Origin of the sequence: Bacillus sp. 5B6 (genome assembly GCF_000259405.1) — a bacterium.
GTDB lineage: Bacteria > Bacillota > Bacilli > Bacillales > Bacillaceae > Bacillus > Bacillus velezensis.
Genome location: NZ_AJST01000001.1, coordinates 1,731,306 through 1,755,337 on the forward strand (window position 1 = coordinate 1,731,306; position 24,032 = coordinate 1,755,337).

At 47.2% G+C, this 24,032-nt stretch carries 12 protein-coding genes; all 12 read right to left on the reverse strand.

Features of this window, described 5'->3' with window-relative positions:
• Positions 1-5 precede the first annotated feature (5 nt).
• Positions 6-11,954 (reverse strand): bacillomycin D hybrid PKS/NRPS BamA, encoded by an 11,949-nt coding sequence (gene bamA / locus MY7_RS08095; RefSeq protein WP_007611813.1) that lies wholly within the window; start codon positions 11,952-11,954, stop codon positions 6-8.
• A gap of 19 nt (positions 11,955-11,973) precedes the next feature.
• Positions 11,974-13,176 carry a bacillomycin D biosynthesis malonyl-CoA transacylase BamD gene (gene bamD, locus MY7_RS08100; protein WP_007611815.1) on the reverse strand — a complete coding sequence of 401 codons (1,203 nt, stop codon included), beginning with the start codon at positions 13,174-13,176 and terminating at the stop codon, positions 11,974-11,976.
• Between the two features lie 558 nt (positions 13,177-13,734).
• Positions 13,735-14,520 (reverse strand): 3-hydroxybutyrate dehydrogenase, encoded by a 786-nt coding sequence (locus MY7_RS08105; RefSeq protein ID WP_007611819.1) that lies wholly within the window; start codon positions 14,518-14,520, stop codon positions 13,735-13,737.
• A gap of 12 nt (positions 14,521-14,532) precedes the next feature.
• On the reverse strand, positions 14,533-15,195 hold the full coding sequence (locus MY7_RS08110) for a CoA transferase subunit B (RefSeq protein ID WP_007410136.1): 663 nt from the start codon (positions 15,193-15,195) through the stop codon (positions 14,533-14,535).
• 17 nt (positions 15,196-15,212) lie between these two features.
• On the reverse strand, positions 15,213-15,908 hold the full coding sequence (locus tag MY7_RS08115; protein WP_029325940.1) for a CoA transferase subunit A: 696 nt from the start codon (positions 15,906-15,908) through the stop codon (positions 15,213-15,215).
• Between the two features lie 30 nt (positions 15,909-15,938).
• Positions 15,939-17,384 carry a GntP family permease gene (locus MY7_RS08120; RefSeq protein WP_007611822.1) on the reverse strand — a complete coding sequence of 482 codons (1,446 nt, stop codon included), beginning with the start codon at positions 17,382-17,384 and terminating at the stop codon, positions 15,939-15,941.
• Between the two features lie 302 nt (positions 17,385-17,686).
• Positions 17,687-18,883, reverse strand: a complete 1,197-nt coding sequence (locus tag MY7_RS08125; RefSeq protein WP_007611825.1) for a cytochrome P450 — start codon at positions 18,881-18,883, stop codon at positions 17,687-17,689.
• A gap of 1 nt (position 18,884) precedes the next feature.
• Complete coding sequence (bioB, locus tag MY7_RS08130) at positions 18,885-19,904, reverse strand: biotin synthase BioB (protein WP_007611827.1); 1,020 nt, start codon at positions 19,902-19,904, stop codon at positions 18,885-18,887.
• Between the two features lie 2 nt (positions 19,905-19,906).
• Positions 19,907-20,608 (reverse strand): dethiobiotin synthase, encoded by a 702-nt coding sequence (gene bioD, locus MY7_RS08135; protein WP_007611828.1) that lies wholly within the window; start codon positions 20,606-20,608, stop codon positions 19,907-19,909.
• A complete protein-coding gene (bioF, locus tag MY7_RS08140; protein WP_007611829.1) occupies positions 20,605-21,765 on the reverse strand; it encodes an 8-amino-7-oxononanoate synthase in 1,161 nt (386 codons plus the stop codon). Before bioF ends, bioD begins: the two co-directional genes overlap by 4 nt.
• Complete coding sequence (gene bioA / locus MY7_RS08145; protein ID WP_007611830.1) at positions 21,755-23,101, reverse strand: adenosylmethionine--8-amino-7-oxononanoate transaminase; 1,347 nt, start codon at positions 23,099-23,101, stop codon at positions 21,755-21,757. The genes bioF and bioA overlap by 11 nt, the downstream gene beginning before the upstream one ends.
• Positions 23,101-23,868 (reverse strand): 6-carboxyhexanoate--CoA ligase, encoded by a 768-nt coding sequence (locus MY7_RS08150; protein ID WP_007611831.1) that lies wholly within the window; start codon positions 23,866-23,868, stop codon positions 23,101-23,103. The genes bioA and MY7_RS08150 overlap by 1 nt, the downstream gene beginning before the upstream one ends.
• Positions 23,869-24,032: the final 164 nt, after the last annotated feature.

The following is a 24,032-nucleotide window of genomic DNA, read 5'->3' on the forward strand; positions in this document are numbered from 1 at the left end:
TTTCCCTAAAAGTTCAATTGAATAGAATCAAGCGCGTTCTCTTCTTCCTCATTGCTGCCGCTCAATCCGATATGTTCGATTAGAATGCTTGGCTGTTCCAAAATCGCCGATAGGATGTGTAAGTAGTCGTTTGATAAAATCTCGATTCTGCTTTTCTTAAACAGTTTTTTCGTATATTCAAACAGTCCGTGATAGTTGTCACGGTCCGCCTGAATCGACAAGGTCAAATCAAATTTGGCAACCGGATGATGAAATGGATACGGCTTGATTTGAAGGGAATCGAAAGTCAATTCAGCATGATCGAGATTCTGCAGCACAAACATCGTATCGAATAAAGGATTGCGGCTTGAATCTTTTGGGAGATGCAGATGCTGAATTAATTCTTCCAATGGATAGTCTTGATTTTTATAGGCGTTCAGCATGTTTTCTTTTACTTCGTTTAAGTAGGCATCAAATGTTTTACGGCCCGCCGGGTGATTGCGAATGACTAACGTATTGACGAACATTCCCACGACCGGCTCTACATCTAAATGAGTCCGCCCGGCAGACGGCGTTCCTACGATAATATCTTCTTGTCCGCTGTACTTGGATAAAAGAATCGTATAGGCTGCCAATAAAATCATATACAGTGTTGCTCCTGTGTCTTCTTCCATTTGGCTTAAACGCTGTTTCAAGTGTTCGGGTATAAGAAATTCAAATGATTCGCCTTCGTAATCGCGTATGGCAGGCCGCTCATAATCCGCAGGCATATCCAGTACAGGAATATCACCGTGAAACTGATCCAGCCAATACGCTTCCTGGCTCTTGATGATCCGTTTCTGAATGTCCGATTGCTGCCAAACTGCAAAGTCTTTATATTGAATAGAGAGCGGGTCTGGTTCGTTCCCCTCGTAGATTCGGCTTAAATCTTTCATCAGAATATTGACGGACACGCCGTCAGAAATGATATGATGCATATCAACCACAAGCACGTGCCGCGCAGGTTCAATTTCAATCAGTCCGGCCCGCATCAGCGGCGGTTTGGCTAAGTCAAACGCTTTGATGAAATCAAGCACACGGTCTTCCGCCTCTTCTTCGCTAGCTTGAATTCGTTCTATCGTAAAGTCGACGTTCTGATGAATACGCTGTGCCGGCTCGCCTTCATATAAATCAAAGCTGGTACGCAACGCTTCATGACGCGCGATTAATTTTCGGAAAGCGGCGTTTAACCGTTCGGGATCGATCGTCCCTTCCACATTCATGGCACCCGTCATATTGTAAGTCAGCTCGCCGCCTTCTGTGTGACTTAACAAATACATCCGCCTCTGAGCTGAAGAAACCGGATAATATGGCATTTCCTTTGCAGCCGGAATCGGTACATATCGATTTTTGTCCATGTGTAACGCCTTGTCAGCCAATTGTTCAATGGTAGGAAACTTGAATATGTCTTTGAGAGACAGATTCACATCCAGCTCTTTGTGAATTCTGGCGGCTAAGGCAGCCGCTCGGATGGAGTTGCCTCCGAGATCAAAGAAATTATGTTTGATCCCCGCATGGCTTATTCCGAGCACTTCCTTCCATAAATCTGTCAGTTTGGACTCCGTCTCATTACCCGGCGGAACATATTCAGCTGTCTGCTGCAGGCTCGCTTCCGGTGCAGGCAGTGCCTTACGGTTTATTTTCCCGTTGGATGTTAACGGCATATGCTCCAGATGGACAAAATAGGTCGGAACCATGTAGTCCGGAAGCCCCGATGACAATTGTTCCCTAAGCTGCGCAGCCGCTATAGGCTTGTCGCTTACGTAATACGCGCATAATTGTTTTAAGCCGTCTTCTTCTTCTTTCACTGTAACCGCGGCTTTTTGCACCGCTTCCGCGTTATGCATTGCTGCTTCAATTTCACCAAGCTCGATTCGGTGTCCCCTGATTTTGACTTGTTCATCAACGCGCCCAATATATAAAAGATTTCCGTCCTTCAATCGCTTAGCCAAATCCCCTGATTTGTACATCTTCGCTCCCGGGACATACGGGTTTTCAACAAATTTCTCTGCCGTTAAATCCGGGCGGTTCCAATACCCTCTGGCAACACCCGGTCCGCTGATATATATTTCGCCGATTACCCCGAACGGAACCAGGTTTCTGCTTGCATCGGCCACATAAATATCCGTGTTGGCAGCCGGGGTGCCGATCGGTACAAATTCCCGCTTGTCCCGTTCTGCGTCGAAGTGATAAATCATACATCCGACGACAGCTTCCGTCGGTCCGTATTCATTGAAAATGTCCAGCCGGCCTTTAAACTGCTCGCTGACACTTTTGGCCAGACGGGTGCTTAAATTTTCTCCGCCGACAATCATTTTCCGTATTGCGGTGCCGCCAGCGATATTCATCTCCTTGATAACGTGCAGATGTGCCGGGGTCAATTTGATCATGTCTATTCTTGAGTCCCGCATAATCTCAGAAAGCACAGCGCTTTTGTCTTCGCCGTCAAAGACAATGATGGTATTTCCCGTAACCAGCGGTGTAAATATCGAGGTCACAGTCAGATCGAAAGAGATGGAAGAGTATAATGGGAAGTTGGTTTTCTCACCTCTTACATAAACCTCTTTCGCCCACCAAATATAATTGGCCAGCCCCTGGTGCTCAATGAGTACACCTTTTGGATTTCCCGTGGAACCTGACGTATAGATCATGTAGGCCAAATCATGCGCATCGCTGTCCGATTCAAGATTCGAGTGATCCTCATGGTATGAGTTTTCCTCATCCAAAAGCACAATGTCACCATCATACGGTAATTGATCCAGCAGGCTGCGCTGTGTCAACACAACCTCCGCTCTTGAATCTCTCAGCATATATTGAATCCGATCTTCGGGATATTCAGGATCAATGGGCACGTATGCGCCGCCGGCTTTCAGAACAGCCAAAATTCCGACAATCAGCTCGATCCGATGCGGGCTGATGATGGCAATGAATTGATCCGCTTGTACGCCTTTTGTCCGTAACGTCCGCGCCAATCGGTTCGCCCGTTCATTGAGCTGTCTGTACGTATACCGCTCATTGCCAAAAATAACGGCTTCATGATCGGGACTCTGTTCCGCCTGCATTTCAAACCACCGATATACCGTTTCCTTATGCGGATACGGCGTCTTTGTGCCATTACACTCCGTCAGCAGTTGATGACGTTCGGTTTCAGACAGCATAGGAACGGAAGACAATGTCATCTCCGGCTGCTCAGCAAGGCTGTTTAAAATGGCGGTATAGTGTCTGGTGATCTGTTCAATGGTGTCTTTTGTGAATCGTCCAGGTTTATAATCAAAATGCATCTCTATCTGTTGACCGGCATCTTCGATCGTGAGCATCAAATCATATAAAGAGACCCCTGGATTTCGTTCTTTCACTTTAAATGTACATTCATTGTGCCGGATTTCATGAAATTCAATGTTTTGAAACACAAACATCGTGTTAAACAGAGACTTTCCGGTTGTTTCCCGCTGTACATTTAATTTCTCCACAAGCCGGTCGAATGGATAGTCTTGGTTTTCGAAAGCGTCAAGCGTCTGCCGCTTTACTTCTTCCAGATAATCCGTAAACGTTCTATTGGCGTGCGGCTTCGTCCGGATTCCAATGGTTTGTATGAAAATACCGATGATCCTTTCGATATCCGGATGATTTCTTCCTGAAGCAGGCGTGCCAACGACAATGTCTTCTTGTCCCGTATATTTATGAAGCAGCACATTATAGGCGGCCAGAAGCACCGTATAGAGAGTGGTTTCCGCCTTTTGTGCCAAGTCTTGAAGCGAACGGATGACATCCGGCTGTAAGGAGCATGTCACACGCTGTCCCTCAGAAGACCGTTCTGCCGCTTTTGAACCGTCTGTCGGCAGGTCAAGGATGGGAATTTCGTCTTGAAATTGTTCCAGCCAATATGTCGCCTGCCGCTTCATGGCATCGTCATTCAGCCGTTGGTTTTGCCATTCTGCGAAATCTTTATATTCAAATTCAATGTCCGGTAATGGTTTCTGATGATATAAAGCCAGCAATTCATTTGTAAGGATGTTGACGGAATAACCGTCCGAAATGATATGATGCATATCGATGAGCAGTTCGGCCTGCTCGTTTTCAATCTTGATCAGCTCCGCACGAACTAACGGAGCTTGGTCCAGGCGGAACGGTTTTACAAACCGGTCTGAATAGGCATCAAATTCATCCCGGCTCATTGTCCGGACATGAACGTTAAAATCAACTTCGTTTTCAAGTTTCTGAACGATATCGCCATCTATAATGTCGAAATACGTGCGAAACGCTTCGTGCCGCTGCATCACTTGTTGAAGAGATGAGATCAGGGCTTGCTCATCGTACTTCCCTGTTATTGATATGTGGCCGAACATATTTTGCGCCAGCTGATCCGGTTCCAGTTGGTGCAGGAAATATACTCTTTGCTGTGCCGGCGATGTCGGGTAATACGCTTTTTTCTCAGCAGTCTTCATCGGGAGGTGTACGACTTTCGTTTCGTTCTGAATGAAACGTGCTAATTCCTTAACAGTCTGGTGATTGAAAAATTGTCCGATGGAAACCTTTTGATGAAATGTCTTCTGAACTTTGGAAAGCATAAGCGTCGCCTGGAGTGAGTTTCCCCCCAGAGCCAGAAAGCGATCTGATCTGCCGACCCGTTCAAGGCCGAAAAGCTCCTCCCAAATCCGTGCCAGCTGCCGCTCCGTTTCATTTACCGGCGCCTCGTAGGCTTCAGTAAAATTTGCCGTATTGCTTGCTATTGAAGAGACCCGCTTCTGGTGTTCGGCGTAAAGTGCTTGTAAATCTTGCTGTTCTTCATCGGAAAACATCATCATGGCGTCAAGAGGGATTGAATCTCCCTCAACCATTTTTTGCAGCAATTTTGTAAAACCCGCTCCCCACTTTTTCATGATTTCCGGACTGATGACGTTCGTATTAAAGTCGAAATCAAGAACATATTCTTGATGCGCGTCTGTTATGTTAAGAAATAAATCGTACAGGGTGCATTTTACCGGGTATGCTACGGGCTCCGCCTCCGCCTTTCCGAAATGCAGCTTTCGAAAAGGTCTGTCTAAATTAAAGATAATACGCATATCCGGCACTTGATCGTGCGGAAGCTCTCTGGCCACCAGTGTCATCGGGACGGCTTGGTGCCGCATTGCAAGATTCACGCTTTCTTTCATGCTGCCAAGATAACCGGATAAAGTGCTTTCTGAAGAAGATGTGTTCTTCACCGGAATCATATTGACGCAATTTCCAATCAGATCATGCTGTTTCATATGCGATTGACCTGCAGCGGGGATCCCGATCACAAGGCCTGACTGTTTGGTAAGCCGGTGCAGAAAAAGATGAAATGCGCCCAGCATCGTCACAAATACGCTATTTTTCATCTGAATGCTTAATGATCTTAAAGCCTCGCTCAATGGCCGTCCAAGCCTGACGGTACACCGGTCTCCCTCATACCCGTTCGGATAACGGACAGAATCTGCGCTTGGCAGAATTGGCTGCTGTATCGGTTCAGAGAAATGACGCCGCCAATAACGGACCCCTTCTTCATACTGGCCGCTGTCAATCTGTGCCTGCTGCCAGTCTAAGTATTGGCGAAACGAAACATCTGCCTCTTTCGGTGAAATCGATTTTCCTTGTACTATTGCCGCGTAGTTGCTCTCCAGTTCTTGAACAAAAACGGCGATTGACCATCCATCGGCAATGATATGATGGAACGTGAGCACAATCAGATGTTCATTGTGAGCCGATGTAAGCACATGGATTCTAAACAAAGGCTTTTGTTCATGGAAATGAAACGGCCGCTTGGCATCTTCTGTCAGCCATTTTTGGATTTCCGGCTCCCGATGTTCATGCGGGAGACCGGTAAAATCAATGACAGGTATTTCTATATTCATCCGTTCCTGCACTTGCTGTACCTCGTCATCGGGATGAATCACCGTACGTAAAGCTTCATGACGGTCAACGATATGCCGGACGGCTTGTTTTAATGATGTATACTGCAGTTCGCCTTTCACTTTCAGCATAATGGACTGGTTTAAAGCGGCGGAAGCTTCATTCCCGTAATGGGATGCCATAACCAACTGCTTTTGTTCAGGTGAAAGCTCGCGCGTCCCGGACTTTTTACGACCTCCGCCATCAGGGGAATCCGGGCCTTCCGGAATAAATCCGCCTCGGCGAAGATCCTCCACCGTGTCTTTCACCGCTTGAATAATATTTTCGATATCATCCGCGGTATGCGCCACAGACAAGAAGCAGTTGCGTCCCTCCCATACATAGACCCCTTTATAGTTGAGATGGTAAAAGAACAAGTCATTATCAAGCGATGAGACAAACCGGAATAAAGAACCGAATCGAACCATGCGGATAGGCACTTGCGCTTGTTCGAAGCAGTGGTTCAGCTCATCGACCAGGTAGGCTGTTTTTTGATTAAGCTGCTCATACAGATGTTCTCCCTCGGTTTGTAAATGGCGAAGGACGGCTAATGACATCCTCATGGTAAGCGGGTGAGTATTGAAGGTGCCGGCCACAAACGTGCGTTTCGCCTCGTCTTGCGGGTAGGAATCGTCCCCATACTGCCAGGTACCCCCGTCGATCGCATTCATGAACTCAGCTTTTCCGGCAACTACCCCTAACGGCTGTCCGCCGCCGATGATTTTTCCGTAGGTCACTAAATCAGCCTGAATGCCGAACCATTCCTGTGCGCCGCCAAGACCGATCCGAAATCCGGTAATAATTTCATCCATAATCAGAGCTGTTCCGGATTGCTGCGTGATCGCCCGCAATTCTTTCAAAAATGCCTGCGGCTGCAAATCCGGTCTGCGGCTTTGTACCGGTTCCACCAGTACGGCTGCCAATTCATCACCAAGACTGCGGATCACATCCAGCGAATCGGGATTGTTGTAATGTAAAATAATCAAATCATCCATAAAGCTCTGCAATATGCCCGGAGCCAGCGGATTCGCAGACGCAGCCCCGCCTTTTGTGCCGGCAACCCCTAATACGCCGTCAAACGTCCCGTGATAAGATCCTGAGAACGCCACGACTTTCTTTCTTCCTGTTGCCGCCCGCGCCAAACGCAGGGCAACCATGACGGCCTCTGTTCCGGAATTATAGAAAGCGACCCTTTCCACTCCGGTACATGTGCGGATCCGGTCGGCAACTTCACCGGCGACATCTGACATCGGGCCCAACGGAGGCAATGATGAACGGGTTGAATCATCGATAACCTGTGTAATAAAGGAAGGATGATGCCCGAAAAGGTTAACCCCGAATCCCATGGTGATATCGATATATTCATTTCCGTCAATATCCCACATTTTAGAACCGTCAGAACGTTCGGCGATAATCGGGTATACGATTTCCTTCCAATACGAACGGAAGCTGGACAAATTGCGGTTGTTTGCATGAGCAAATCGGGTGTTGTCCGTATATTGTTTGGAACCTTTCGTTTTACCTGCGTATTTCTTGATGAAATCTTCTAAGTATTGTTTTTGCCGTGCGGTATAGTGTCCCTGATCATTCAGGTTCTGAGGCTGGAAAGGAACATAGGGTTTCGCTTCTTGAGCCGCTTTCTGTTCTGCATTGACGGTCGGAGGCCCCTGCTTGACAGAAGGAATTGATTTCTCTTGCGCTTTAGCGTATTCTTTCTCGTCGGAATGATGTCCGCTGTTTCTCAACAAATTAAAGCTATTTAATTGAGCTTGCAAGGCATCCTGAATTAATTGATTTTGAGATGCGATTATTTTTTCGAGCGTATGCTCTTGATGACCATCTCTGCGATCCGATTCAGGCTGCGCTTCTGAAATGACCTGTTTTTCCTGCGCCGGAACATTCTCTTGAGGCGGAGCGGATGCAAAGGACGATGGAACGGTATCAGCCAAGTAATCTATGACACTTTGAAGGTTGGTCAACGTATCAAAAAAACGATCCATCGGGATATCTACCCCAAATTCGTCCGCGATGGCTTTTTTGACCTGTGACAGCATGATAGAATCCATTCCGAGCCCGATAAAATGAGCATTCAGATCGAGTTCCTCTCCCCTGATCCCCGAAGCATTGCTGATTACAGTTTTCAGGAAGGATTCAATATGCGCCTTCGATTGATTGATATTCAATGCCGCTTCTCCTCTCTTTTCGCCCTCGTTTAAGCGCAACTGATCAGCTTCAGCCCAACATCGGCTCCGTTCAAACGGATACAGGGGCAATGGCGTCTTTTGTACAGTTTCACCGGAATACAGCGCGCGCCAATCGATAACGGCTCCTTGCACAAATAATTCGGCTGCGCGATTCAGCCATGTGATCCGTTCATCTTGCGTACGTAAACGCTGCTTAATCAGAGCGGCTGCTTGTTGATTCAGCTCTTCTTTATGAGCAGGCAGCATTTCCTTCATATTCTTGTAACCGATGTATACACCGGGAAGATTTCTGTCTCCCTGAATCAGGCGGGTCAGCTTATCCGATAATTCTTGCTTACCGGATACAATCATGGCAATGCCATGATCCAAATGAGCCCTGCCCGTACTGGCTGTATAGCAAATGGACTTTAATGAAGCTTGGCTGTCATCCGATACATATTGCCGGTACTGCTGTGCGAGTTCATAGAGTGATTTTTCAGTATGAGCGGATAAAACAAATAGGTGCGGCTCATGTTCATCCTCGGGTGCATACTCACTTTGAGAAATATATTCTTCCAATACCACATGAGCGTTCGTTCCGCTAAAGCCAAATGAGCTGACTCCGCCTCGCAGCGGCTCATCACCCGATGTGAACTCCGAAACTTCCTGATTCACATAAAATGGTGATGAGTGAAAATGAATGAGCGGATTAGGTTCATTAAAGTGCGCTAACGGCGGATTTTTCTTGTGATTCAGCATGAGGACAGATTTGATCAGCCCGACGATGCCTGCCGCTTCAAACAAATGACCGATGTTCGATTTAACTGAACCAATCGCACAAAATTGTTTTTTTGCCGTATACTTTTCAAACGCTTTACAAAGCCCGTTAAATTCAACCGGATCGCCGAGCTTCGTTCCGGTGCCATGCGCTTCGATGAAAGACAGTGTTTCAGGGGCAATGCCCGCGTCTTTCCAAGCCGTCTCAATGACCTCAGTCTGAGCTGCCGGATTCGGTGCTGTAATCCCGGCGGTTGTTCCGTCTTGATTCAGCGCGCTTCCCTTGATTACGCCGTAAATATGGTCTCCGTCGCGAACAGCATCCTGCAAAGGTTTTAGCAGGACTGCGGCCGCGCCTTCACCTGTGCCCGTGCCGTCTGAATCTTTACTGAACGTTTTCGTGTACCCGTCCGAAGATTCCATATCAAGTCCGATACAGATCGGCAAGAGCGATGTCCGGATACCGCCGGCAAGAGCCATTTCACAATCGCCGGACATTAAAGATTTACATGCCATATGAACGGCGGCAAGCGATGAGGAGCATGCCGTATCCACTGTGACCGCCGGCCCTTTTAAATTTAAGAAATAAGCGATTCGGCTGGCTAGCACGGAAGGGAGATTGCCCACGATATATTGATGAAGTTCCTCCGGATAATTCGCAGAAAGAAGACGTTCATAATCGTAGCCCACCTTCGAGTACCCCGCATATACCCCAACACGGCTCCCGTTCATGCTGCCGCCGGCATAGCCCGCATCTTCAATCGCATGCCATGCAGACTGCAAAAACAGTCTTTGGTTAGGGTCCATAAACTGAGCCGCTTTAGGAGCTAAACCGAAGAACGAATAGTCAAAGCGGTCGATTTCATCTAAATAGCCGCCCTTCACAAACTGACTCTCATTGAACTCGCTTTGGATGGACTTTAAATAATCAGCCGCATCTTTCAGCCGGGATTCGGGGTATTCTCGAATGCTGTGCTCACCTTTTTCAAGCAGATTCCAAAAATCACTTTTCGTTGACGCTCCCGGGACATTGAGTGACATCCCGATAATGGCGATATCTTTCGGTGTCACATGGCTTGGTTTCGCTGCCGCGTCCTGCTTGATTTCAGCCCGGCTTTCAGACAGATATGCCGCTAAATCAGTGATAGAAGGATACGTAAAGAGATCTGAAACGGCAAGCTCGCGTCCGAATTTCTGTTCTATGCGCTCGGCAATCTGCGATAACTGTAATGAATTTGCTCCCATATCAAAATAACTGTCAGCGAGGTGAACCTTTTTTCCATCGAGCACTTCGGAAAAGATAGACAGCAATTCCGTTTCTATCTCATGAATGGGTGTCTGTCCGGATGTTTCCGGGCTGCTCTCCAAACATTCATTGATGGCGGCAGACTCTGTTGAAAAATTCCCTGCCTCATACTGTCGGGCAAGTTCGTAGCGTTTAACCTTTCCGCTGGTTGTTTTAGGGAGTTTTCGGATCGGAAGGACTTCTTTTATGCTCCAGCCGCCCCGCTTGTACAAATGTTTTTTTATCTCTTTGACAAGCGGTGCAAATTTTTCAGGTGATTTTTTGTAAACAACAAAGAGCACGATTTCTCCGCTTTGCGTCTTTTGATCATATACACCGCAGGCGGCAACCCTTCCTAAGTCAACCTCTTCCATTTCAATCGCGACCCGTTCAATATCGTGCGGGTAGATATTTTTTCCGTTCACGAAAATAATGTCCTTTTCTCTTCCGGTTACGACTAAGTTACCACTTTCACTAATGAATCCGAGGTCTCCCGTTTTTACCCAGCCGTCAGAAGTCAGCGCTTTTTCCGTACTCTCGGGGTTGTTATAATACCCTTGCGTCACGTTGTCTCCTTTGATGTGGATATGGCCGATGATTCCATCTTCTACTCTTTCATTTGTTTCATCGGAGATCCGAAGCTGACAATAGTCAATAGGTTGTCCCACTTCGACGAATGAAGCGCAATTTTGGTCCTCTTTGCTGACTTTTACAGCTCTTTCACCGAGATTTAAATGATCGCGATGCAAATAAACGGGAACGAATTCTTCACCTAATTTAGAGAATGCTGCGCCGACCGACGCTTCCGCTAAACCGTAAACATTCAAAATGGCGGATCTTTTCAGATTGAATGGTGCGCATCTTTTCAAAAATTCGTCACACAGCTCCGGCAATATCGGTTCTGCACCGTTTGCGATGACCTTGATGTGGGATAAATCCCAGTCTGGTTCGTTTTTCAGAAATTTAAGGAAGTAGTTGTATCCGAAATTAGGAGAGGATAGAATACTGGCTTTATGTTCATGAGCTTTTTTCATCCAAAGAATAGGTCTGCGAATAAATAATTCTGTAGGCATCAGATTTTGATTGATTCCGGTTATGAAGGGAACAAGGTGGCAGGCGATGAGCCCCATATCATGCGTTAAAGGCATCCATGATAAGAAAGAGTCTTTCGAATGAACGGCTAGGGCATTCCCAATGGCACACGTGTTATGTATTAAGTTGTGATGCGTTAACATGACTCCTTTTGGATCTCCTGTCGATCCTGAAGAAAATTGGATAAAGGCGAGTTCATCCGCATCAGGTTTATAAAACGAAGCGGGGTAATCGTAGGTTTGATCTTGAATGATGTCAGATTTTTCGTTTAATTGATGATGGAAATCCTGTAAATCGTGTTCTGCAGCGTATTTCTTTATTTTGTCCAATACTTTTTCAGAGGCAATCAGAAACGGATGATTTAATATATTCCAAATGCGCCAGACCTTCAGCTTATGGTCATCATCTTCTCCGATACTGACCGGCACCGGGATCATTCCTCCTAATATACAAGCCCAGAAAGCAACGACAAATGATTTGTTTTCTTGGATTTGAAATACAATTTCCTGCTTCGGCTTAATGCCGAGATGCTGTAAATAGCCAAGATACCCTTGCGCCTCTGCAAACAATTGGCGGTAAGAGACAACCGTCTCGTTTTTATCAGATTCGATAAAACGGATCCCGCGATCAGAGATATTGCTTCTTTCCCGAATGACATCTACTAAGGTTTGGAATTGACTGGTATACATAGGTCCCCTCCTGGGCGCTTTATTTTAAAATCCGCAATTCTTCCCAAGCCGGAAGCTGTTTAGCTTCACAAATTAATTTGCATAAATGGATCGAATGTTCGAGTTCTTGTTCTGAAAGCACGTCTTCATGCCTTTTCATTCTCTCTTTCAGCTCTTGGATTTGCGTAAATAATGGCGTCGTCATATTGGAATAAGCCGCTGAATCCTTGTTGTAATTTCGCGCAATGACGGATTGAATCATCAATTTATTCAGTTGTTTTTTGCGTAAATGGACAATATGTTTCTTTCTTTCCGCTGAATTGGAAAGCGGGGGAACATCAGATGTCTGTCCTAAGGGATAAGGTACAATGTGATTCGTTGTTTTTCTCAGCAGACCGGCTAAGACATTGTTCGGACCCATTTCGATGACTTCTGTGACCCCATGTAAAAGCAAGTAATGCATCGATTCTGTCCATCTAACCGGCATCGTCATGTGCTGCTTGAGATGTTCGCTGATCGAATTTCCGCTGCTGTAAGGGCGTGCGGTGACATTTGAAATGATCGGCCATGCGGCATCCCGGAAGGAATACTGGTGTAATACAGTCTGGAATTGTTCGGAGGCTGATCGTATCATCGAACTGTGAAAAGGCGCACTGACATTCAAATAAGTGTATGCCGCACCCTTTTCCTCCGCCATCTTGATGACACGTTCCACAGCTTGCCGGTGTCCGGAAATCACATGCTGCTGTTCTGAATTCATGCAGGCTACTCCTGCCGGAAAGTCTTCCGTCGACACTTTCGAACATATTTCCTGCAAGGTTTGGAGAGAGAGGTGAGTCACGGCGGCCATCGCCCCCTGCTGCTGAGGATCCGCATTTTGCATAAGAATTCCCCGCTCCCTTACAAGTGTAACGGCATCCTGAAAAGAAAGGGCGCCGGCACAGACAAGCGCTGAATATTCGCCTAAGCTATGGCCTGCCAGGAAGCGGGGCTTCACCCCTATTTCCTGCATATACACTTGAAAAGCAATAACACTGACCGTTAAAATAGCGGGCTGCGCGTTCATTGTCTTTGTCAATTCATTCATATCTCCGTTAAAACACAGTTTTTTTACATCCAAGGAGATCGCATCGCTCGCTTCTTCAAACAATCTCTTTGCGAGCACAAAATCATTCCAAAATTGTTTGCCCATTCCTACAAATTGAGACCCTTGTCCAGGAAATAAAAAGGCAAGATTGTTCATGAGATTCCTCCGATCATATTGAACAGGGGATACAATATCCTACAAAATATCCCTTTATCTAACATCCTAGCATGATTATAACAAATGTGTATAGAATACTTTCGGAGGAGTTATTGTTCGTTTTCACAAACGAATTAGATATATTTATTCATAAAATAAAACATGGGGGTTTCCCCGAGAATCAGTCTTAAAGAGAGATGATGAAAGCCGGTGTGGAGCCTGTTACCGGCTCTTCTTCACTTAGGACGCGCTCTTCATGTTTCATATGTTTTAGGGCTATTGGCATTATTGTGTCAGAAATTACATATTTTCAGTTTATTGTAAAAATTCATTTGTATATCTGTGAAGGATTGTAAACTGATTGCGCTTGATTATAAATGCGGTGCAAGAGATGGATCTGGATGGGGAAAATCCGCAAGGGCGAAATACGCCGCAGAACATGTGAATGACCCAGACTGGATACCGATTGACGCAGTAATCGGCCTATTGAGTGAACAAGGTTTTCAGGCATAAAAAAACAGCCGTTCAGAGCGGCTGTTTTTTAAAAAAGTATAAGAACTATTGAGCGGTATACCCGCCATCCATGACTACGGCCTGACCTGTGACCCCTTTTGCTTTGTCGCTGGCCAAAAATACGGCGTAATCAGCGATTTCCTTCACTGACAGCAGCCGTTTTTGGGGAACGAGCGGAAAGATGACGTCCTCAAGCACCCGCTCGTACGGTACATTCCTTGTTGCGGAAATGTCCTTTAACTGATTGCGGACAAGCTGAGTGTCCACATATCCCGGACAAAGCGCATTGACGGTAATACCGTCAGCCGCGCCTTCAAGTGCGCCGACTTTCGTTAAACCGATGACGCCGTGCTTGGCGCTGTTATATGCTGCTTTCCCGTGAAAACCGATCAGTCCGTTGACAGATGCCATATTAATGATTCGACCGAATTGCTGTTTTTTCATCATGGGAAATGCATGCTTCATTGCGATAAATGGCGCGGTCAGCATGAGACGAATGAGCCGTTCAAACTGTTCGGTGGGAAATTCCTCGATGGGCGCGACATGCTGAATGCCGGCATTATTCACAAGGATATCAAGACGTCCGAATTGTTTCTCGACCGTCTGCAGCATGTCGGCCACTTGCTTTTCATTTGTTACATCGCATGTGATGCTGACTGCTTCACAGCCTTCATCTGTCAGTCTTGCCGCCGCTTCTTTCCCCGCTTGTTCGTTTACATCAGAGATGATGACGGCTGCTCCTTCACGGGCGAATTCTTTTGCGATTTCAAGCCCGATTCCTCCGGCTGCTCCTGTTACAACGGCTGTTTTTTCAATAAGCAATGAATGCATGGCGGCACCTCCTCATTTTGGTCTGACCCCGTTTTTTAACGACTGGCTGACAGTAAAATGACCTTCTGTTTTCTCAAAGACCTCCTCCATTGTTACACCTTCCTGCAGTTCGGTGAGCGTCATACGGCCATCATGAAAATCGAATACAGCCAAATCTGTGATCAGCCGATCGACCACCTGCCTGCCGGTTAAAGGCAGCGTACATTCCGTTCTTACTTTAGATTCCCCATATTTATTAACATGCTCCATAATGACAATAATCCGTTTTGCTCCGTGGACCAAGTCCATGGCGCCGCCCATTCCTTTGATCATTTTTCCGGGGATCATCCAGTTCGCCAAATCTCCCCGTTCGGAAACTTCCATCCCGCCGAGAATCGCTACATCAATGTGGCCGCCGCGAATCATGGCAAAAGATTCGGCACTGTCAAAATACGAGGCTCCCTTTACCTCGGTAATGGTTTCTTTTCCCGCATTGATCAGATCGGGGTCCTCCGTTCCTTCCGCCGGATAAGGCCCGATCCCGAGCAAGCCGTTTTCAGACTGAAGCAGGACGTTATAATCATTCGGTATCTCATTGGCTACAAGCGTCGGCATCCCTATCCCCAAGTTCACATTCATTCCGTCCTTTATTTCCTTTACAGCCCGTTTGATCATTCGTTTTCTGCTATCTCTCATTCTGTCAGCCTCCTTTATCATGCTTGCCGGACGGTGCGGCGTTCAATCCGTTTTTCATGAATCCCGCCGTGCAGCACGTGCTGCACAAAAATACCCGGCGTATGAATTTGATCCGGATCAAGCTCTCCGGCATCGACGATTTCTTCAGCCTCTGCAATCGTCACTTTGCCTGCCATTGCAGCGAGCGGATTGAAATTTCTCGCCGTCTTTCTGAACATCAGGTTGCCCAGAGGATCGGCTTTCCAGGCCTTTACGATGGCGGCGTTCCCTGTAATCCCTTTCTCCAGAAGGTAGGTGCGCCCGTCAAATGTCTTATGTTCTTTGCCCTCGGCTACTGATGTTCCGACGCCCGCAGGTGTATAAAACGCCGGAATGCCCGCCCCTCCCGCGCGAATTCTTTCTGCGAGCGTTCCTTGGGGCACCAATTCGACTTCCAGCTCCCCGCTTAAAAACTGCCGTTCAAAGGTTTTGTTTTCTCCCACATAGGATGCGACCATTTTTTTGATCTGCCGGTTTGCAAGCAAGAGGCCTAAGCCCCAATCATCAACACCGCAGTTATTACTGACAACGGTCAAATTTTTAACGCCGCTGTCCCTGATCGCGAGAATTAATTGTTCCGGAATGCCGCACAGGCCGAAGCCTCCTGCGATGAGGGTGTCTCCGTCCTTGATCAGTGCAGCAGCATCTTGATAAGAGTCCATCACTTTTCCTATTCCCATATCCGTTTCCCCTTTCTGTTTTGGCTACACAAGGCCCGTCAGACTGTAAATGGCGATGATGACAAACACAGCGGCTGTTTTAATGACGGTAATGGCAAAGATATCCCTGTAGGATTGGCGGTGGGTCAACCCGGTGACCGCGAGCAGCGTAATGACGGCGCCATTATGCGGAAGAGTGTCCATCCCGCCGGAGGCCATCGAAATCACCCTGTGCATGACCTCCGGCGGGATGTGGAATGTATTGATTGCTTCTGTATACGCTGCTGACATCGTGCTTAAAGCGATGCCCATTCCTCCTGATGCCGAGCCTGTAATCCCTGCAAGCGCAGTGGTCGTCACCGCTCCGTTGACGAGCGGATCAGTAAACGTCTGCGATATACCGCTGCTGACCATTTTAAAGCCGGGAAGAGCCGCAATGATGCCGCCAAATCCGTATTCGGCTCCTGTATTCATCGACGCTAGCAAGGCGCCCCCGATGCCCTCATTCAGTCCTTCTTTCAAATTGAAGAGGACTTTTTTCCAATCGAACAAAATCGTTGTCATGATTCCGATGAATAGTGCGAGTTCTACTGACCAGATCGCAGTGACGGAGGAAAGGTCAATCTTCCCGAACGCTTCTAAGCCGAGCGGCGCAAAATCAAATCCGTCAGGGTACCAATGCGGGAGCCACATCGTGAAGCATTTGTTCATGACCCCCACAAGGATAAGCGGAACAAAGGCGAGCACTTGCCGCGCAGGGCTGGGTTCTGCCTCCTGCGGTAAAACAGGCGTATGTTTTTCATTAGCCAGACCTGAGGATTCCTCTGCAGCGGAAACTTCAGATTGAAATCCAGCATAGCCTTCTCCGGCATTGGCCCCTTTTTTGCGCCGGGATTCTAAATAAATCATTCCGGCCGTAAGCACAAATGCTGCACCAATCAGTCCGAGCCAGGGAGCGGCATAAATGTTTGTTTTAAAAAAAGCGGTCGGAATGACATTTTGGATTTGCGGTGTGCCGGGAAGCGCATCCATTGTAAATGTAAAGGCGCCTAATGCAATCGTACCGGGTATCAGACGCTTGGGAATATCAGCTTTCATAAATAGGTTTTTAGCAAACGGATAAATGGCAAACACCGCTACGAAGAGACTGACGCCGCTGTACGTTAAAATCGCACCCATTAAGACGATGGCGAGAATGGCTCTTTTTGCTCCCACAAGCTTGACGATTGTTTTTGCAATCGACTCAGCGAGCCCGGATATTTCAACAACCTTGCCAAAAACGGCCCCTAAAAGAAATACGGGAAAATACAGCTTAATAAATCCTACCATCTTCTCCATAAATATATTCGAGAAGAAAGGAAGTACGAAGCTTGGATCTGTCAGGAGCACAGCAAACAGCGCACAAATCGGGGCGAATAAAATGACTGAAAAGCCCCGGTAAGCCGCAAACATCAGCATGCCTAATGCCAATAAAATAATAACAATGTCCACAAATCCCCCTCTTTTCTGCTCAATGTTAGTAAGCGCTTACAAATATCGAGAAAATAAAGCAAAAACATGCCGGTTTTGCACAGTTTTTGAGGCTGAAAAAATGTGCATCATGGTGAATTCTCCGTTTTGGCGAAAGAAAAGGAGACCCTTGCTGCATTATATTGATTGGCTGAGCAGTGAGTTTTTTTAGGGATAGTGAGATGGATCAGAGAGGATTTTTGCTTTATAAATATGTATTCTTTTTTCTTTCATTTATTTCCTGCAAGAGGAACCGATAAAATCCGGCCCTCCTGCATGGTCATTCAGCCAATAACAACCGGAAGCTCTTTGAGCGACCTAAAACCAATGAGCTTGCGGTATTCAAGGCGGTGTGCGGCCAGCCGAAGTTTAGGCATCCGCTCAAACAGTGTGAGAATTGCAATTTGTGCTTCGATGCGCGCTAATGAGGAGCCTATGCAAAAATGGGCGTTCTTTCCGAATGCAAGATGCGGATTCGGTTTTCTTTGGATATCCATTTTGTGAGGCTGATCGAATATGCTTGGATCGCGATTGGCTGCACCTAAAAGGATATATACCTGCTCTCCTTTTTTTATGGTCTTCCCATTTATTTCGCAGTCTTCTGAGGCGGTGCGTGCCGTCAGCTGCGCGGGGCTGTCGTAGCGCAGACACTCCTCAACTGCAGTTTCAATAAGCGAGGGGTTTTCTCTCAGTGCGCTAAGCTGTTCAGGGTGTTTCAATAAAGTAAACACACCGTTGCTCATGAGGTTTACCGTCGTCTCGTGTCCGGCTATGACAAGTAAGATACATGTCGCGAGCACTTCCTCTTTTGAAAGCTGTTCCTCCATAATAAACCTGCTGATCAAGTCTTGCTGAGGGTGAGTTTTCCGCTTGTGAATCAAATCTCTGAAATATGACGTGAGCCTGCCTGCGGTGTCGCTTGCTCTGACTAACGTCTTTCTTGATCGGGTAAGATCAATGGCCTGAATGACGTCTGCCGTCCATTGTCTGAATTGATATCTCTCCTCTTTCGGCACTCCGAGTATCTCCGCAATGATAAGGCTTGCCAATGGAAAGGCAAACTCTGAAACAAGGTCCGCGTTTTTTTTGATTTGGACTTGATCCAACAAGTCATGAACCGTTTCTTTTATACAGGGGCGAAGTGATTCCGCCGTCTTTGCGGTAAATTCTTTACCGATAAGCATCCGCATCCGCTTATGGTCTGATTGATTTTTAAATAACAGCATATCGTGCTGGATATGCGATAGATTTTGATATTTCGTTGAAGCTTCCGGAAGAGGAATGCGGTTTTTAAATCGGGTGTCTTTCAGAATCGCTGCCGCTTCTTTGTACCCGGTGACATACCAGCCCGGATATTTTAATACGGTTCCTTTATAAACAGGATCAATGGATCGCAGTTTGTCATAAAACGGGTAAGGGTCATTCCAAAAATCCGAATCCGCATGGAGAGATGGATGTGCAATCGATAGGCCTGCCGTCATCTCATACCTCCGTATTGCAGGCGGATTGCAGGCCGGCTTTCATTTCTTCAACGGATTCGACTTCAAAACCTAAATCATGGAGCATTTGATGATCCTCTGTTTCATGCTGCCCTGCTGTCGTTAAGTAATCTCCGACGAAAATCGAATTTGCGGCATAAAGTCCCAGCGGCTGCAGCGAACGAAGGTTGACTTCCCGGCCTCCTGAGATACGGATTTCTTTTGACGGATTGATAAAACGGAACAAGGCGAGCACTTTCAGGCAATACACCGGATGTAATTCGCTTACCCCTTCTAACGGAGTTCCGTCAATCGCATGCAGAAAATTAACCGGGATGCTGTCGGCGTCAAGCGCTTTTAAGCTGTTCGCCATATCAATAACGTCCTGTTTCGTTTCTTTCATGCCGACGATGACACCCGAACAAGGCGACATCCCCGATTGTTTCGCCGTTTCCACTGTATTGACCCTGTCGTCATACGTGTGGGAGGTCGTAATGTTTGAATGATTCCTTTGTGATGTATTGATGTTATGATTGTACCGGTCTACTCCTGCCTGTTTCAGGCGCTCTGCCTGTTCCGGCTTCAGCAGACCGAGGCATGCGCAGATTTTTAAACCGTACGTTTCTTTAATTTCTTTGACAGCATCAACAACTTGATCTACTTCTCTGTTTGACGGTCCCCGCCCGCTGGCAACGATGCAGTATGTCCCTATATTCAGGTCGTGGGCGCGTTTTGCCCCCTTTAGCAATATATGCTTATCCACCATCCGATAAGACTCGATCGGCGCTTTTGATATTGAAGATTGTGAACAGTACCCGCAATTTTCCGGACACAGGCCTGATTTTGCATTCATAATCATATTCAGCTTTACTTTTTTTCCGTAAAATCGTTTTCTGATATGAAAAGCGGCATGCATCAGCAATAAAAGATCCTCATCAGGACAATTTAAAATGGCCAGCGCTTCTTGATTCGTTACTTCCGCCCCGTCCAGCACTCTCTCTGCAAGATTCATCCATTGATTCATGTTTATCTCCCCATTTGTGTCAGATTCATGAAAGAGGTAACATCTATATGTTTCTCAATCATGTGTTGAATGTTTTCCGATGAAACGTGATCCAGCTTCGGTGTGATTCCCAAAATCGGAACTTTGCATAATGTTTCAATCATGCTCGGGTTTGTCTTTTCGTCCAGCCCCGGGTTGCTCTTTATGCCGTTGATAATAATGCCGAGAACCTCTATCCCCATGTTTTTCGCATATTCAACGGTTAAATATGTGTGGTTGATGGTTCCGAGATCAGGCCTGGTGACAATCACTGCCGGCAATTCCATGGCTTTTATCAGATCACTGACTAAGTAATTTTCACCAAGCGGGACGGAAATGCCGCCTGCCCCCTCAACGATGAAACACTCATGAAGATTTTTGATCTTTCTCCAGTGGGCCATGACATCCGCCATGCTCACGTATTTCCCCTCAAGCATGGCGGCCGTGTATGGCGCAAGCGGCTCTTTCCATTCAAATGGCGTGATTTCTTCATGAGACAGTGCGGTTTGTGACATGTCTTTCAAGAGCGAGGTGTCACTTTCCGGATGAGTCCGCGGCACACCGCTTAAAAACGGCTTAAACACTCCGATATCCGCCTGTTTCTGCCGGAATGCCGCAGCAAGTCCGCAAGAAACGATGGTTTTTCCGACGCCGGTATCTGTTCCTGTAACAAAAAAACTTCTCATTTGTTTATATTCAGCTCTTTTCTGGTGGAATCAAATGCTTCTGTCAGCTCGTCTATGTCCTGTAAGCTGCGATCCGCCGTAACGGTCAGTCTGATTCTGCTTTCGCCTTCCGGAACGGCGGGCGGGCGGATGGCCGGGGCGCAGATTCCCTTTTTCTCCAGCAGCGCAGCGGCTGAAACCGCTGTTTTTGCATCACCGATGATAACGGGGATAATCGGTGTATCTCCGCCTCTTACGGTAAAGCCCATATCGGCCAGACGCGTTTTTATCGTTTTGACAGATGATTGCAGCTCACGGCGCGTATTGTGCATATCTGATATAATGTCAAATGCCGTATGTGAAGCCGCACAAATTGACGGCGGGAGGGCCGTCTGAAAAATAAACGTCCGCGCCTGATTCAGCAAAAAATCAATGAAAATGTTTGATCCCGCAGCAAAACCGCCTTCCGTTCCTACAGCTTTGCTTAATGTGCCGATGACAACATCAGGACAAACACCGAAATAGTCACTGGTTCCCCCGCCGTTTTCCCCGAGTACACCGGTTGCATGCGCGTCATCTGCTATCACAAATGCCTGGTACTGCTTTGCAAGCGCCATTATGCGGTCAAGAGGCGCGATGGTGCCGTCCATGCTGAAGACGCTGTCTGTGACGATAAAGCGGCGGTTCCGAGCCTGGACGGAGGCAAGTTTTTTCTCAAGATCAGCCATATCAATATGGCGGTACACGATGGTTTCCGCTTTTGATAAACGGCAGCCGTCAACAATGCTCGCATGGTTCAGTTGATCGCTTAAAATGACATCGCCTTTTTGAGGCAGTGAGGCAAGGACGCCGATATTTGCCAAGTAACCGCTTGAAAATAATAAAGCCGCTTCCGTCTGTTTAAAGTCCGCGATTGTGTGTTCAAGTTTTTCGTGCCACACAGTATTTCCTGTCGTTAACCGTGAGCCGCCGCTTCCCGCTCCGAATCGGCTCAGCGCCGTTTGCGCGGCTGTGATCAGCCGCTCATCTTTTGACAGGCCTAAATAGTCATTGGACGCCCAGGTCTGCCGCTTTTGCCCTTTGGTTTTGAGAGCGGTTTCCTGTGTTCGCAGCGTCCGATACAGCCCGTCTCTTTTCACCGCATCGAGCCTTCCGAGGAGCCATCCGTCAAAATCCACGGCCGGTCACCTCGGCTATCGCTTCTTTCATAATGGAGATCATGGCTTGTAACTGATCGGTTGTGCTGGCAAGCGGCGGCAGAAAGGCGATGACGTCTCCGAGCGGCCGTGTCAGCATACCAAGCTCTCTCATTTTCAAGGACACCTTGTATCCCATCCGCTTTTCAGGTGGATAAGGCTGTTTTGTCCCCTTATCCTGCACAAGCTCTATGCCGCACATGAAACCGAGCTGGCGGACATCGCCGACATGGGGAAGCTGCTTCAGATCATGAAGAAATTTCGCTGCCGTTTTTGATTTTTCGGCGACTTGTTCAACGATGCGCTCTGATTCGAATAAACGCAGATTTTCAATTGCCGCGGCACAGCCAAGCTGATTCCCTGTATAGGAATGGCCGTGGAAAAATGTTTTCATTTTGTCGTAGTCATCGTAGAAGGCTTCATAAATGGCTTCTGTGGCAAACGTCACAGCGATCGGCAAATAGCCTCCCGTAATGCCTTTCCCTGCCGCCATCAAGTCCGGCTGGACATTTTCATGCTCACAGGCAAACATTTTTCCGGTGCGGCCGAACCCCGTCGCCACTTCGTCAACGATCATTAACACATCATATGCCGTACACAGCTTTCGTACGCCTGCCAGAAAGCCTTCAGGCATGACGATCATCCCGGATGCGCCTTGCACCATCGATTCGATCGTAAGTGCGGCAATCTCTTCGTGGTGCTTTGCAAGCAGCTGTTCGAGCGCGTGAAGGCATTCATCCCGGCATTGTACAGGGTCGCCGCTTTCAGATCTGTATACATACGGAATCGGGGCTTTGTAGCTTTCAAACATCAGCGGGCCGTACACATGGTGGAAGAGTTCAATGGAGCCGACGCTGACGGCTCCGATCGTATCGCCGTGATAGCCGTTCTGCATAGAAATAAATGTCTGTTTCTCGGGTCTCCCTATGTTTTTCCAGTATTGAAAGGCCATTTTCAGAGCGATTTCCATTGCTTCCGCTCCGCTGTCGGAGTAAAAAACGCGTGTCAGCTTTTCCGGTGCGATGCCTGTCAGCATCTCGGCAAGTTCTGTTGCGGGAACGTTCGTCATACCCAGCAAGGTTGAATGAGCGATTTTTTCAAGCTGTTTTTGAATCGCTTCATCCATTTCTTTTTTGCGGTGGCCGTGTACATTGAGCCATACTGAAGAAAAGCCGTCATAATATTCTTTGCCGCTGATGTCTTTCAGCATGATCCCGTTTCCGCTTTCAATGATTAACGGATCTTCATCGTAATCTTTCATTTGTGTGAAAGGCAGCCAAAGATGCTTTTTGCTTTTTTCAATCATTGATTGTTTCATCATTTCTCCTCCCGCTGAATGAATACAGGCTGCTTCTCTAAAAAATGGATACAGCTCTCCGTATCTATGGAGCCATCTGTAAAGAAAATCCGGCAGCCGCATTCATCTCCGCCATTTTTCATCTTGGCAATCCGCTGATATCCCAGCTTCTTTGCGGCAACGTAGCCTGTTATGTAATCAGGGTCATCCGACCAGCACAATTCAGCAATAATCCCCGGATATGCGCAAACTTTTGCCGCGATGGCATGTGCTTCTTTTATTCGTGAATTTTCCGGCATGTTGTGAGTAAAAGCCCATTTTTGAAAATCATGTGACGGCCAATCCACTCGGGATACCCGCACACCTCTATTTCCTCTGCCGTCAATGCGTTCTCCTGCCCGGATATCAAACAGAACCGCTCCTCTTGCTTCTGCATATTCCGCAATGTTTTCATCCGCTTTCTCTATCATGTACGGGGAAATCCCCGCCTTTTGCAGAAGCTTGCGGGCGATTGCTTGTCCTTTTTCCGGCGTGTCTGTTTGATGGAAAGCAACCGGCAAAGGGCGGATCGTTTCGATCGGTTCATTAATGCTTTCAAGCTGAATCTGCATAAAATCAGGTATCCCTCTTGAGTGCGAGAAGCCTTTATGTAATAAGCCATCTACCGCTTCCTGTAAACCGCTGTAAGTGATGAGCCGTTCTCCGCCGGAAATGTGTTTTCCGCCCTGCTCATGGGGGGCGTTTCGGGAAGCTCTCATTCTGACGCTGTAATAGGTCTCTTCCTGCATTAAATCTCCCTCCTTTCTTTCACTTTGAAATTTAATGTTAACCAAAATAATAAAAGGTTAACACTTATACAGAATATTAGTGCCCCTCGCGGAATATGTCAACCTAAACTATAAAACTGTTAACTTAATGAGTTTTGCAAAGCCTCATTACGTTTTCATGTTTT

Coding starts and splice junctions, on each gene's coding strand:
- MY7_RS08105 (WP_007611819.1), bottom strand. CDS start 14,520: ATGCATTCATTGCTTATTGAAAAAACAGCCGTTGTAACAGGAGCAGCC.
- MY7_RS08125 (WP_007611825.1), bottom strand. CDS start 18,883: ATGACGGCAGGCCTATCGATTGCACATCCATCTCTCCATGCGGATTCG.
- bioD (WP_007611828.1), bottom strand. CDS start 20,608: ATGAGAAGTTTTTTTGTTACAGGAACAGATACCGGCGTCGGAAAAACC.
- bamA (WP_007611813.1), bottom strand. CDS start 11,954: ATGTATACCAGTCAATTCCAAACCTTAGTAGATGTCATTCGGGAAAGA.
- bioA (WP_007611830.1), bottom strand. CDS start 23,101: ATGAAACAATCAATGATTGAAAAAAGCAAAAAGCATCTTTGGCTGCCT.
- bioB (WP_007611827.1), bottom strand. CDS start 19,904: ATGAATCAATGGATGAATCTTGCAGAGAGAGTGCTGGACGGGGCGGAA.
- MY7_RS08110 (WP_007410136.1), bottom strand. CDS start 15,195: ATGAGAGATAGCAGAAAACGAATGATCAAACGGGCTGTAAAGGAAATA.
- bamD (WP_007611815.1), bottom strand. CDS start 13,176: ATGAACAATCTTGCCTTTTTATTTCCTGGACAAGGGTCTCAATTTGTA.
- MY7_RS08150 (WP_007611831.1), bottom strand. CDS start 23,868: ATGCAGGAAGAGACCTATTACAGCGTCAGAATGAGAGCTTCCCGAAAC.